19 protein-coding genes are annotated in these 12,233 nt (G+C 60.0%); all 19 read right to left on the bottom strand.

Annotated elements, in window-relative coordinates; translation table 11 throughout:
• Positions 1–2: 2 nt before the first annotated feature.
• The 19 genes from AC07W7_RS03720 to AC07W7_RS03630 all read right to left on the bottom strand — a co-directional run bounded on the left by AC07W7_RS03720 (position 3) and on the right by AC07W7_RS03630 (position 12,231).
• On the bottom strand, positions 3–740 hold the full coding sequence (locus AC07W7_RS03720) for a hypothetical protein (RefSeq protein ID WP_047280233.1): 738 nt from the start codon (positions 738–740) through the stop codon (positions 3–5).
• Between the two features lie 89 nt (positions 741–829).
• Positions 830–1,180 (bottom strand): DNA-directed RNA polymerase subunit alpha C-terminal domain-containing protein, encoded by a 351-nt coding sequence (locus AC07W7_RS03715; protein ID WP_495038731.1) that lies wholly within the window; start codon positions 1,178–1,180, stop codon positions 830–832.
• An 85-nt stretch (positions 1,181–1,265) separates the two neighbouring features.
• The gene (locus AC07W7_RS03710; RefSeq protein ID WP_495038730.1) at positions 1,266–1,766 is read right to left on the bottom strand and encodes a DnaT-like ssDNA-binding protein; all 501 of its coding nucleotides are present in this window, start codon (positions 1,764–1,766) and stop codon (positions 1,266–1,268) included.
• A gap of 8 nt (positions 1,767–1,774) precedes the next feature.
• Positions 1,775–2,887: a minor capsid protein gene (locus AC07W7_RS03705; protein WP_495038729.1), complete on the bottom strand. Its 1,113-nt coding sequence runs from the start codon at positions 2,885–2,887 to the stop codon at positions 1,775–1,777.
• Positions 2,805–4,265, bottom strand: coding sequence for a DUF4055 domain-containing protein (locus AC07W7_RS03700; protein WP_495038728.1), 1,461 nt, complete (start codon positions 4,263–4,265; stop codon positions 2,805–2,807). Before AC07W7_RS03700 ends, AC07W7_RS03705 begins: the two co-directional genes overlap by 83 nt.
• On the bottom strand, positions 4,265–5,590 hold the full coding sequence (locus AC07W7_RS03695) for a phage terminase large subunit family protein (protein WP_495038727.1): 1,326 nt from the start codon (positions 5,588–5,590) through the stop codon (positions 4,265–4,267). Before AC07W7_RS03695 ends, AC07W7_RS03700 begins: the two co-directional genes overlap by 1 nt.
• The gene (locus tag AC07W7_RS03690; RefSeq protein WP_038440814.1) at positions 5,565–6,041 is read right to left on the bottom strand and encodes a DUF2280 domain-containing protein; all 477 of its coding nucleotides are present in this window, start codon (positions 6,039–6,041) and stop codon (positions 5,565–5,567) included. The genes AC07W7_RS03695 and AC07W7_RS03690 overlap by 26 nt, the downstream gene beginning before the upstream one ends.
• Positions 6,042–6,072: 31 nt before the next feature.
• Positions 6,073–6,696, bottom strand: a complete 624-nt coding sequence (locus AC07W7_RS03685) for a putative metallopeptidase (protein WP_495038726.1) — start codon at positions 6,694–6,696, stop codon at positions 6,073–6,075.
• A 332-nt stretch (positions 6,697–7,028) separates the two neighbouring features.
• Entirely contained in the window at positions 7,029–7,283 is a 255-nt protein-coding gene (locus AC07W7_RS03680; RefSeq protein WP_495038725.1) for a hypothetical protein, read from the bottom strand.
• Entirely contained in the window at positions 7,280–7,468 is a 189-nt protein-coding gene (locus AC07W7_RS03675; RefSeq protein WP_495038724.1) for a hypothetical protein, read from the bottom strand. Before AC07W7_RS03675 ends, AC07W7_RS03680 begins: the two co-directional genes overlap by 4 nt.
• A complete protein-coding gene (locus tag AC07W7_RS03670) occupies positions 7,465–7,656 on the bottom strand; it encodes a hypothetical protein (RefSeq protein ID WP_495038723.1) in 192 nt (63 codons plus the stop codon). The genes AC07W7_RS03675 and AC07W7_RS03670 overlap by 4 nt, the downstream gene beginning before the upstream one ends.
• Entirely contained in the window at positions 7,653–7,868 is a 216-nt protein-coding gene (locus tag AC07W7_RS03665; protein ID WP_495038722.1) for a hypothetical protein, read from the bottom strand. The genes AC07W7_RS03670 and AC07W7_RS03665 overlap by 4 nt, the downstream gene beginning before the upstream one ends.
• Positions 7,869–7,921: 53 nt before the next feature.
• Positions 7,922–8,257 (bottom strand): phage holin, lambda family, encoded by a 336-nt coding sequence (locus AC07W7_RS03660; RefSeq protein WP_169899548.1) that lies wholly within the window; start codon positions 8,255–8,257, stop codon positions 7,922–7,924.
• 305 nt (positions 8,258–8,562) lie between these two features.
• Positions 8,563–9,108 (bottom strand): hypothetical protein, encoded by a 546-nt coding sequence (locus AC07W7_RS03655; protein WP_495038721.1) that lies wholly within the window; start codon positions 9,106–9,108, stop codon positions 8,563–8,565.
• Entirely contained in the window at positions 9,105–9,740 is a 636-nt protein-coding gene (locus AC07W7_RS03650) for a recombination protein NinG (protein ID WP_495038720.1), read from the bottom strand. The genes AC07W7_RS03655 and AC07W7_RS03650 overlap by 4 nt, the downstream gene beginning before the upstream one ends.
• Complete coding sequence (locus tag AC07W7_RS03645) at positions 9,737–10,252, bottom strand: hypothetical protein (RefSeq protein ID WP_495038719.1); 516 nt, start codon at positions 10,250–10,252, stop codon at positions 9,737–9,739. The genes AC07W7_RS03650 and AC07W7_RS03645 overlap by 4 nt, the downstream gene beginning before the upstream one ends.
• Positions 10,249–11,046, bottom strand: coding sequence for a hypothetical protein (locus AC07W7_RS03640; RefSeq protein ID WP_495038718.1), 798 nt, complete (start codon positions 11,044–11,046; stop codon positions 10,249–10,251). The genes AC07W7_RS03645 and AC07W7_RS03640 overlap by 4 nt, the downstream gene beginning before the upstream one ends.
• Positions 11,033–11,947 (bottom strand): helix-turn-helix domain-containing protein, encoded by a 915-nt coding sequence (locus AC07W7_RS03635; protein WP_169899350.1) that lies wholly within the window; start codon positions 11,945–11,947, stop codon positions 11,033–11,035. Before AC07W7_RS03635 ends, AC07W7_RS03640 begins: the two co-directional genes overlap by 14 nt.
• Positions 11,944–12,231, bottom strand: a complete 288-nt coding sequence (locus AC07W7_RS03630; protein WP_495038827.1) for an HNH endonuclease — start codon at positions 12,229–12,231, stop codon at positions 11,944–11,946. Before AC07W7_RS03630 ends, AC07W7_RS03635 begins: the two co-directional genes overlap by 4 nt.
• Positions 12,232–12,233: the final 2 nt, after the last annotated feature.

The raw sequence follows: 12,233 nt of genomic DNA, 5'->3' as shown, positions 1-12,233 counted from the left end.
GATTAGGTTCCTTTGGTGGCCTGGATTTTCTTGAAGAGCTCAGGGTTGTCACGGGCGATCGCAGCGCGTTCGGTTTCCGTGTACTCACCCCACTTTTTCGTGGCCTTGCCACCGTTGTCGCCGGTCTGCCCGGCACCCTGAGCCCTTGGCCACAGGTGTGTTGCTGTTTCACGCAGAGATTCCGCCCATTCGAGCGGCGACAGCGGGGTTTTCCCGTCCTTCCCGTAAACGACCTCGCCGTCACGGTCGGTGGCAATCGCCTCGCCGTCTTCACTGAGTTTGAAAGTGCCCCGGGCGCGCAGGATGATGTCCTCGGCAGCCTCAGGGAGCGCGCCGGCCTTGATGGCAGCAGCGCGGATGGAATCGGCCAACACCTTGTCGCTGTACTTGGCGGCGAATTGCTCGGCCTTGTCGGCGCGAGCCTTCTCGGCGGCCAGCTTGGTGTCGTAGTCGGTGCGCAGGCGCTCGGTACGGCGGGTGATGACCTCGTCCAGCTTGCCCTCGGCAATCAGCTTGGTCTCTTCATCCTGGCCAACCTTGGTCAGCAGCCCTTTCACGGCGGCGATGTCCAGGCCTTCAAACTGGGACTTGAAGCCGTCCAGTTCGGTTTTGGTGGTCCGGAGCGAGCCAAGCAGCTCGGTATTTTTGTTCTTGAGGCCCAGGGTCGCCGCCTCTACAGCTGCAGCAATGGCGGTCTGAACTGCCGGGTCTTCAAGATCAATCTGGTTTTCGTCTGCCACTTGGTGCACCCCTTGGGTTTGGTCGGCCCGCTTTGCAGGCATAAAAAAACCCCGGCATGGCCGAGGTTATTGGTAACTCAGAATTATTTTCAGTCTTGGCGTAGACCGCCATATGGCGCGACAGCAACTTGAATAGCTACCCTGCCTGCCAGTCCTATGCTCGGAAAACTAGCGAGGTCTTTACCTGATAAATTGCGTAGGTCTCCAACAGTCTTGATGCCCTCATTGAGCAACGACATCCGCCAGCGCTTCTGGATACCGAGCGCTTCAATGCTGATATCCAATAATGCGTCATGTCGGTCAGATTGTTCGATTAGCGCGGAGAGAATAGATTGCGCAGCTTTTTTACTGTCAGCTTCAACCAAGGCTTGCGTAGATGTCCCGTCATGCCTGGTGATTACGTAGCGGGTAACTTCACGAATTTTGTATTCGGGCTTCATAATGTCTTCTCCGGCCTGCGCACAGGCTGAGTAATGGGATGGCGACTTGACATCGCAAATCCAGCGTACTCCCTCACCAGAAAACCTACAAACGCTTTCCGTTTTCCACCAAGCGGAGTCCGCGCAAGACCAGGTAATCGGCGAATTGCGTCCTGCTCGGTGCGTATGGCGGCGGCCGCATGCGAAAGCCTGGCGTATCGCGGTTGAGCCGCGTGCGCCGGCCATTGGGTTCAGTGCAGTGGGTCGGCTCTTCGATCTGGAGGTCCTGCTCGGCGGCGTACAGCTCGACCGCCAGCCGTACCTGGCCCCATTCCAGCTCAAAGGGCACGAATGTCTCGGAAAGCGTTTGGTATTCGATCTTGCAGTCACGCCGGGGCCAGGCCATCGCCTGTTCAGGCCTGGCCTTGCGCCCTTTCCACTGGCGACCGTTGATGTCGGCCGCAGCGCGCAGCAGCAGTTCGACCTGGTCAGCCTCAGCTTCAGGTATACGGAACCCGTAGTAGTCGCGGTAGAAGGTCAGCTTCTCCAGGGGCACGAAGCTATTTGCGTCTGGCCTGCCCTTCCCGTCCTCAACGATGATCTGCATGCGCCATCTCAATCTGGTTGAACGCCGAGTGTAACGCCTGCTCGGGTGAACATGTCAGGCTCTGCTTCCTTCAACTGCGCCAGCGTCAGCGGCTTGAACGATTTGTCGAGCTGCAACTTGGCGAACTTCTCCGGCGTCAGGCCACCATCACGGAACAACTTACCCCGGACCGGCCCGAGGGCATGATCCTGGAAGCTCGCCGGCTGCGTTGCCAGCCACTCGTAATAATTCAGGCCTGCGTCGACCTGGGCCCCGCCGTTATCGCCCACCGTGGCGCGCGTGGCGTCCTTCGCGAACATCTCCGAAAGCCTGGTGGTCGGCACCGTAGTTGACCGGCAGTTGATGTGCGCCGGCGGCAGCGGACCTTTGCCCAGGTCGAAACGCATCCCATCCAAGCCCTTACATTGCTGCGAGGTCTTGCGGTCGAGCGTCGACACCCAGCGATAGCCCAGAACCACGTCACTGTTGGCCTTTAGCGTCTCCATTCGTGCCGTGGTGGCTACGTGCTGGATTGCCGTCTGCACCACGGCGGCAGCATTGCGGTTGCTCACCGCCAGGACGCCGTCCGTGAAGTTCTGCGCCGCGGTGCCGCGAATCGCCTGGATGATCTGGGAATTGGTCTGGCCCTGGCCGAAGCCCAGCCGGATCGTGTTCGTGACGCGCATCGTCTCGGTCCGCGTCCAGCCGCTGACAAAGCTCTTCAACAGCTTGCCGCCGTCGATGCCCTTTACCTGAAGCGGATAGGAGAACACCGCCGCACGGATCACCGTGTTGGTCGGCACCACCGCATCGATGGAGAGTGCATTGCTCAGGCTTTTAGCCTCGAAGGTTGACTCGTACAGCGCGATATCGACCAGATCAGCCTGCATCAGGTCGCCGTAGGCCTTGTAGATCTCCAGCAGCTTTCCGTCGACCCGGGCCAGGAACTGCTCAAGGCGGTCCCGGCTGTAGGTGGTCAGTTCCTTGCGGGTGAGTTGATCCCGCACCAGCTTGTCGATCTGGCGCAGGTACTTCTCGAACTTCTTGACCTCGCCGGCCTTAAGTCGCTCCAGCATCACCGAGTGGCGGGTCGTCTGCTCCAGCAGTTGGCTGTCCGCCTGCACCAGGTTTGTCGATGGCATCGTCGTTGTCCAGGTTGATGCCGGCCGACTCGCGCTCATCGCTGATCAGCTCGGCCTCTTTGTCGTATGGGCGGTCCGGCAGCTTGCCGGTGGTGAGGTACTGCCAATAAGTGTCTGCGCTGACAGTTCCAGCCATCACGCCCTTGAGAAGTTCGGCAAGCACCTGGGCGTCGACCACAGGGGTCACGAACTCAGGGTTAACCTTGAACTTGACCTGCTTGGGGTCATAGCCCTTCCACTCGGCGGCGTATCGCAGGCCCTGCTCCACCGCCTCGGCCACCGTGATGACGATGCTGTGCAGTGTGGCGTGCTGGTCGTTCTGACGCGTCTTGCGCGCCTCACCCGACTCTGTGCCGGCTACATCCATGACCTTCGCACCGGCCTCAAGCGCCGCGTTCTTCTGGTCATCCATGGCCTTGCGCACTGCTTCGATACCGGCGCCTTGGAATTCCAGGTAACCGCACTCGCCATTCGGACCAAGGTCCCATGCCGCCGATGGGCCGGTGACACTCAGCTCCACCGCCTCATCCAGGCCAGAAACCCACGGCTGCGGGTGGCTGGTCTGGTGCAGTGAGGTGAAGTAGTCAGCGCTCAACTGGTAGGACTTCAGCGCGGCCCGGGCCATGGTCAGCAGCGGCACCTCGTCGACGTCCGGCGAGTTGTCGGTCGAGCCGCAGTAGATCACCGGCAAGTACGACAGGCCTTTAACCAGACGGTTGTCAGTTCCTGTTGTGCCCAGCGGCTTTTCGTCCTCGACCAGCTCGCCGCCTTCATTCCGCACGGCGGTGTAGCAGACCTCGTTGAGCATGAAGAACTCACGGAACACCGTGTCGCAGTCATGGCTGTATCGGTCCCCGCCCTTTTTTCGGAATTCCCGGAACACCGAAAGGACCAGGTCTTGCCGACCGCCTTGATCAGCGGTGCCCCAGTTGATGGCGTTGCGTGTGGCGTACGTCGAGAAGTACGGCTCGCCGCGGTCATCGATGTTCACCACCAGCGGCACCCGACCATGGGAAATAGCCTGGCGCACCATGCGGAAGAAAAGCTGCTTCAGGCCGAAGCCGTCGGCTGTGGCGTTGTCCTCCAACCCCTTCAGGCCGGCAGGTAGTTGGATCTCAGGTATAAGCCGCGAGACCAGACCCATCATCGAACGCAACGAGTCACGCACCCAATGCTCGTACTGAGCCCGGTTCGTGTAGTTCTCATACAGGTACTTGTTACCCGCGGCGTCGAGCTTTTCCGCCTCGACCATACCGCTCGGCTTGGGCAGGTTGCGGTCATTGCGCTTCACGGCGCACTCACCCTCGAGCGCGTCGTCCATCATCTCCCACTCCGCGATGTGCGCGTCGTAGTCGGGGTTTGTCGATTGCACTGGCATCAGGTCAAGCCTCCAATTCGGCGTGTTCCGCCTGTGCGTGTTTTGATCGGGTAGCGCTTGGCAATGAAGTAGCCGGCGGCGTCGTTCATGTGGTCGTGACCCTTTTTCGGGTCTTTGTCCGGCTCACCCTTGTCGGTGTACGTCTGTCGTTCGAGGCAGAGCATCAGCTGTGGACATTGGTCAATGTTGACCTTCAGCCGGCGCTCACCGTAAGTGTTCAGGAACATGGCGTTCACCGAATTAACGCGGTCCTTAACGCCTGGATTCGTTGAGTCAACGACCACCGTGAACCCGGCCTTCTTCAGTAGCGAAAGGTCGGACTCGCTCGCGTTTTTGCTGCTGGTGTTCTGCCCGCTGGCGTCCGGATAGACCGCCACCGAATGACCAGGGAACCGTGTCTGAATCTTCTCGATCATCTCCGGCGTGTCGCGCACCCCATGGAATTCATCCAGGGCCAGCGGCAGGTCGTCCCGAACGACGTAGACAACGGACGCCATCTTCATGACGTTGAAGTCCATACCGATATGCAGCGCCTCACCTGGCTTGATTCGCTCGCTGGTGCGGCAATCCGTACGATTGAACGTGTAGTAGACGACGCCTGCGTAGTTCTCGAAGCCGGCTTCGTATTCTTGCCGGAACGTTCGCGGGTCCATCTTGCGGCGGGCAGCGTCAAGCTCTTCAGGAGGAACGTTGCCACCCTGTAATGACGTGTACTGCCAGCTCTTGTGATCAGGCTCGCCACCTGGCTTGCCGTCCAGGTACGTGTCGTAGCAGTGGTTGAAGCCCTTCGGAGTACCAATTCGCAGCGCATGGCCGCCTTTGCGCACGCCGACGCCCGGAATCGTGTACTGACAGGTCGACAGCATCGGCCTCAGTACTTCTTCCCATGCAGCCCACGGGCAGTCCGCCCATTCATCCACCAGGACGAAGAACAGGCCGGAGCCCCGCAGGTTGTCGTAGTTGTCGAGCCCCACCACCCGCATGACGTGGCCAGACTTGAGGGTGATCGAGCATTCCGTCTCGTTCGGGCGGTGAGCACGCCATGCTTCGGGGATAGCCTGCTTCAGGCGCCGCCAGAACACGCGCTTGGCCTGTTTGAACGTCGGCGCGCCATACCAGATCTCGTCCTCAACACTCACACCCCACTCAGCAGCAAGGCGAGCGGCACGGCGCATTTCGGCCTTGCCCAGGAACGTCTTGCCGAAACGGCGGCCACACACCGCGTCGCGGAAGCGGGCCTCAGGCTGAAAGCCCCAGCAATATATGTTCGCCTGCTTGGGCGTCAGCTTCACCGGCGGGTCAAAGGTACGGGGTAGCGGGGACATTCTCATCAGGCTCCAAGGTGTACTCAGCAACGGCGTGCTGCTGGTCCGCTTGGGAGCCCAGAGGTTTCTCAGGTTCGAGGCGGCGATTCACGTAAACGTCGCCCACCTCCTTGGCGGCCTGCTCGTACAACTGCGCGGTCAGCGCCAGGTTGCGCATGCTCTCGGCCTTTTCAGCCATTCGCCCCAGGCCACGAAGCCGATAGGCGCGGTTGGCGATCGGGATCTCGGCGGTCTCTTCTCGGAAGCGCTTGCGAGTGTCGTGAAACAGGGTCACCCACTTCACCGCCAGCCCCTTCCCCGCGGACTTGGTTGGGTCGTGCGTCTCCACCTGCTGGCGGCTCACCACAACCCCGTATTCGTTCTTGACGGCTTCCACCACCTGGGATGGGGTGTCAAAGCACGCCAGCGCCTGAACGATGAAGCTCTTCACCTCATTTTTCAGGGCTGCCATAAATTCTCATCCGTCTAGAGCCTGTCAAGAATCAGGCCGATCTCAGCAGACAGGTTCCGCAGGCCCTCGCAATGTTCAATTTCCCCACCTCAGCAGGACTGTTTGCAGCATCCACCAACGCTTGAACGTCAGGGCTTGCACCGTAGCGGCGGACAACACCGACGAACTCTTCGACGTCGTGGCCCTGCAACTTGATCTTCGGTGCACCGTCTTGGGTGAATGCTGGTTGACCGTACTTGTCGGTCGCGTGAGCTAGGTGGTAAAGCTCGTGCTCGATCAGGGCGCAGAACTCAAGGTCGCTGCACTGAGCGCAGTAGTCAGCAGCCAGGGTGATGATGAAGGCCGGCACGTCGCCGAACCAATCACGCATCTGTTGCTCCATCCGGGCTTTCTGCCACCCACCCGCGCGGAACGCTACCTGCTCCGCCTGGCCCAGGACTGTTCTGCCCTGCTTCTCGAAGCTCGACGACGCCCACATGACCCGGATGTCTGCATCCAGTAGGTGGGCATGGTCTTCGTTGTGAATGCTGCCGGTGTCGGCAAGGATCTCGGCTTGGACCCAGTCCCACACCTCAGGGGCAGGAGTCAGGCGAATACCGAAATCGGATAGCTCAAACAGTTCCAGTAGTGACGTTGGAGGCATTGGCCTGCTCACAGACAACCTCCAAACTTGTACTAGAGTATGGATAACTGAAAATATGACGCTCAACCGGCTAAGGAGTAGCAGATGGTAATGTCATGCACGGACCCGCGGACGCTCATCCAGCATCTGGGTACTACTTACCCGGAGGCTACTCAATTAGTCCCTAATTCTGTTGGCGCTCTGCAGTTTGTATTTCCAGATGGGCTTGTGATTAATATCTATCCGAGGGGCACCATTCACTTCCAAGGCCAAACCAGTAGCATCAGAGCTGAAGTGGAAGCTGTTGTTTTAATAATGAACAAAAAGTAACGGACCATCCCCGCCGCACTAACCCTGCGGCACACCTACCCTTCCGCGTTATCCAGAAGCACATCAATCAGCTTCTGCTCACCCAGACGCATGGCCCCCAAGCACTGCAGGTCGTCGCACTTGGGCCCAAGGCCAAATACCGTGACCTGGCCTTTGGGGTCGATCAGCGTTAAAACGCCAACTGTGCACTCGGGATGCTCGCCGGCATCGAGGTCTTCAGCAATCTTTCGTAGCGTCTTGGCAGCATCGCGCCACCCCTCACGCTTGAGCTCAACGAGCTTCATGTTCATGCCGTCACCTGTTGTAGCCACTCTTCAATGATTCGCCGCACCACCAACTCGGTCAGGATGACCGACGGCTTCTTGCCCTCAACCACCGATTGGATAAGCTCGCGCGGGAGAACGTGGACACCATCACTGGCTACCACCATAAGGTGCGGGCGGTGGTCGGCGATGTCGTGGACTTCAGCGGTCATTGGCACACCATCTGGTGGGTTTGCGCATGGGCGTGGCCGTGGAGCAAGCTTACGATCAGCCCCTGGGGCAGCCCGGCTGCCTTGGCAGCATCCACAGCATCGGCAATGGCCTTGTCGAGGGCACTTACCGCAGCGTTAATGTCTTGGCCCAACGGCAGCGCGTGGCGAAGCCGGGTGACGTTGCTCACTTGTTGTGCCCTTCCAGAGGCTGAGCAAAGGTGAACTTCACGCCGTCATCCGGGCAATACGTGGAATAGGTGGCGTTCTGAAGGATCACACCATCGCCCAACACCTCTATGGCGGAATCACCATACTTGGCGATCAATGCGGCCTTCAGATCATCCGCCGACAAGGTGAGCGTGATGTCGTTGAAGTGGATCAGCGTCTTCTTGATGCTCATGTCTACCTCAAATCTAGCGCCACAATTTGGCGCATTTGAAAACGTGGCGCGGATTACTGTCCCGCACCGCGCCTGGGAAATTTGAACTCGGCGACCCGATCAGCAAAGTCGGCCAGCTTCTTAACGCCCAGGAATCCAATAAACACCCCTGCAGCCGTCGCAAGGTTCTGCGGCAGCCCGAAGTACTCAAGGACCGGGATCAGGCCAATCGTGATCAAGGTGCAGATCGCCGCCTCGAGCAGAGCCTGGCGCCGGGTCCCTCCGCCATAGATGATCCTGATACCAGCCATCAAGGCAGATAGTCCTGCGGCATAAAGCGTCGGCGAATGCTGACTCAGCCATGCAAGCACGATGAGCCAGGTGTCTGGTTTGTCTGGCATATTGGACATCTCGGTTCCTCCCCGTCAGGGAGTTAGGGATACGACAGGCCATGACCTGCGGAATTGAATCGACTCACACAGCACTCCCAGCTCGGAGCAATGGGCGTGGTGGAGCCGAAAACGAAAAGCCCCGATCAATGTCGAGGCCCTGAATAGGTCCCTCATCAGCGTGATAAATCAGAGGCTCTGAGGGCTTGGGGAAACTTAGACAATAAAAAACCCGACGCAGTGGCCGGGTTTTTTTGTCGCTTGCGTCACCTACATGCGCAAGTACGACAGGATGGGTAGATAATGGCTCATTGGCTCACTCGTCGTCAAGCAACTTCTGATATCACAAGGCCTTCTAGCTCGAGAATGTGCTGGGCCTCAACCAAGGCCAGGTCTACGCTGCTTTCCAACGCCTTGCGAATGTCACGCCTCCACCGCTCCTGGGTCTTGATCGGGTGCGGCTCATTCGACCAGTTGTCCATCTCATACCAGCCGGCCGGCAACACGTTGGTGGAGCGCTTTCCGTCGACACCAGCAAGCCGAGGCAACGCCCAAGTAACCACGGCGCAGTGCAGGAACCTTTCCGGCGCCGGCGAACGCATCACACGTGTCAGCTCAGCAATGGCCGCGTGCTTGCGCTCGGCGTGGGTGGAGAACTTCGCCACCAGGGCGCGCCAGTGCTCGGCAGACAGGGACTTGTGCAGCCGGCCGAACACCCAGCAGTCTTGGAGGAAGGCGGCCTCCTTGCCAACTATCTCCCCCTTCTGCTTGGCACACTGCACCTTCGGCTCAAAGTCGCAACCGCCGGCGGAGGTGATAGTCTCGGCCGCAAGCGCCCGAACCACTGCGGAAACAACGTTGCGATAGGTCATGCCGCTTCCCCTTTTTTCAGCTCTCTGGTCATTGCACGGTATTTGGCCTTGATGGCCTTGATCTCTTCCACGGTGTACTTGCAGGCCGGGTGTAGACCTTCCAGCCAAGTGACCTTTTCGGCGCCGATACGCTGCACCAGGCGAATGCGGTACTCCACGACGTTGCCGGACAGGTTGCGGTTGCACTTCACGCACTGACGGTGGATGTTCAGCGGCTCGAAGCGCAGCTCTGGGCAGGCGCCCACTGATCGATAGTGCCCGGCGTCCCAACGGCTGCCGGTCATGAGGTCTTTGTCGTTCGGCGTGGAGTCGCAGCTGATGCACGGTAGGTGCGCGTCACGCAGGCGGACGTACTCGTTCACCGCGGCCTGGGCCTCGCGCAGATGGTCCGCCCTGCTCTTCAGCTTCTCCTTGCGGACCTTGATCTCGCGACGCCCTACTTCTGCCAGGGCTTTCCTGGCGATCGCCCGTCCCTTCTCGGACTTGCCGTGTGCGATGGCGCACTCGATCTCCCCGCAGACGGCCTGGGAGCCACGCACCGGTGTGAACATCACTCGGCATGACGGGCAACGCTTGCGGCGTGGCCCACCGGACGTGAGTGGGGTTTTGCGTTGTAACGGGGTGCGCTTCATGCGGCCTCCTTGAATGCTTCAAACTCTGCCATTTCGGTCAGGCGCTCTTCCGTGAGCGTCGGCCAGTCATGCAGCACCAGGTACGCGCAGCACTGGCGCCAGAAGTCTTGGAATGTCTCCTCCCCCATCGAGTCGTAGGAAAGGCTGCGGGGTGTCTTGCGGGTGAGCTGGCCCAGGCCCGGGATGTCGAACGCCTCCTCATCGCAGTACACGCCCGACTCCAGTTGCAGGGCCTTGATTGCGTCGTGGGACTGCTTGCCAGAGAACCGGTCGATATTCTGGCTCAGTACCCGGCCCAAGCCGTGTACTAAACCATTGAACCGTGGATTGCGCGGCTGCTTGAGGTCGGCCCGGATCTTCGCGTTCATCTTGAATTCACGCTCGCGCAGGATCGACCGGTCAGCGTCGGAGGACGGCACGAACGCCGCTACCTCCTTACCGGTGGCAGGATCTATCAGGCGGCGCAGCACCAGGTACACGGGCATTGGGCGAGGTTTCGCTGGCTTGGTCATTGCGCCGCCCTCTTTTCTTCCAATTCCTGGACCTGTTTGATCAGCAGCGCCCGGCGATCCGCCAACTCATTGGCAGCCTCAATCCGCATTTCGAGCTTCCGTTCTTCGCTGGCCTTCTGCATTTCCAACATCGAGCTCTTCACCAGCTCCAGCTTCTGGCGAAGCGCAGGCTCTAGCCTGGTGACCGTACCGGTGAGCAACCCCGCGATGGCGCGACCGTCTTCGGTAATTGGCTCGATGCTCAGGTCTTCCAGGTACTTCTGCCCGTGTTCACGCGGGATGCGCTTCAGTTCAATCGCTTTGGTCACAGCCTGGATGCGCCGATTGGCGTCGAAACCGACGGAAACGTGCCAGTTGACCGGCTTCGCATCCTCGCGGGCCTGGCCCACAACCCGCTGGTAGGCATCAATGAACGCCATGCGCGCACCGATTTTGTCGCCGCCATCCAAGATGGGCTTCGCAGCAGCCAGAGCCAGCTGGATCTCGTCGGTCAGCACCACGGTTTCAAATTCATCGTTGGTGGTCATGGCGATGGCCCAGGCCTCGTCCTTCCCGGGGCGGCCGTCGGAGGTCTGGACACGCTGCAGGATGTCAGCCATCGCCAGCTTGCCCTTCACCTCGAAGCGGCACGCCTTCAACGCTGCCTTGACGACGGGCACCGGGTAGGCACAGAGGTCTTCGGCCATCATCGCGGCAGTACCGGGGTTCATTTCCTGGCCCATGGCCTCGGCAGTCGCGCAGATGGCGGCAGCAAGCCCGGCGACCTGCTGGTCGTTCATTTCAAAGGTATTCATTGCGGTCACCTGCTTGGCGCTTGGCCAGAACCATCTGGGCGGCCTGCTCTGCTGCGGAAAGGTTTGCCTCGGTCCGTTCCATCTGGCGGGCCGTCGTGCCGTTGATGCGCTGCCCGGTCACCCACTGGGTGTGGTAACTCTCGGCGTTGGCCAGCAGCTCGTTGAGGCTGTGGCACTTGCGCAGGACGGTGGCATCGCTGGTTTTCAGGAAGTGAGCGGCGACGTGGTGGGCTACGTCGGCGCCCAGTCTGTCGACGAGCAACGCCATCTGCTTGCCAGCCTTGGCGTTCCACACCGGCCAAGCGCTGTAGCGCTTGCGGTAAGCCATGGCATAGTTGGCCCAAACTTTGAAGGTCTTGCAGGCCTGATCCTTCGGCCCCGGCATGTCAGCAGGAATCTCAACTCGTGGTTGCTGCGGAACGAATTGCACGACCTGCCCCGTCACGACCTTGGCGGTAGCCTGGGGCGTAATTGGTTCAATGACCGGTTCCATGACTGGTTCAAGAGAGTTACTGATTCTGGGTGCAGCTGCTGCACTACCCCCTGGTGCAGGAGATTCACTAGGGGGTGAACCTGCTGCACTACCCTGGTGAATCTGCTGCACTACCCCTGGTGCAGGAGGTGCACCACCCCCTTCGAGGGTCAGGAAGTAAACGTTCGACGAATTCCCTTTTGGGCCACCCTTCCGGATCTCCTTGCGCAACAGTCCCGCCTCACACAGAGCGGTGATGTGGTTCATGACAGAACGCTTACTGATCTCGCACTGATCGGCGATGTGCTGATAGGAGGGCCAGCACTCGCCTACGTCACTGGCGTTGTCGGCCAACTTGATCAGCACCAGCTTGCGCAGAGGATTACCAACGCGAAGCTTCATTGCGGCAACCATAAGCCCCATGCTCATGCTGCACCTCCGGCGAGCGCGCGAAAATCAATCGTCCGCACGCCCTTCCAGCTATTGCAGGACATGCAAAGGGTCTGGAGGTTGCCCAAGGAAGCCTCTCCACCTTGGCTTTCAGGTACGACGTGATCAGCCCTCAAGCGCATCAGCACCGAGCAGCCACAGCGCAAGCACGCGTGACCGTCGCGGGCGAATACCCGAGCACGCAAGCCAGAAGGGATTGGTTTCTTTTTCGTCCTGCGCCGGGGCGGGAGGACCGGTGGTTGGTGCGCGGTGACGTGGCCCATAC

The organism is Pseudomonas sp. GW821-FHT01D09 (genome assembly GCF_059422465.1).
This window is presented reverse-complemented; position numbering and strand designations above follow the sequence as displayed.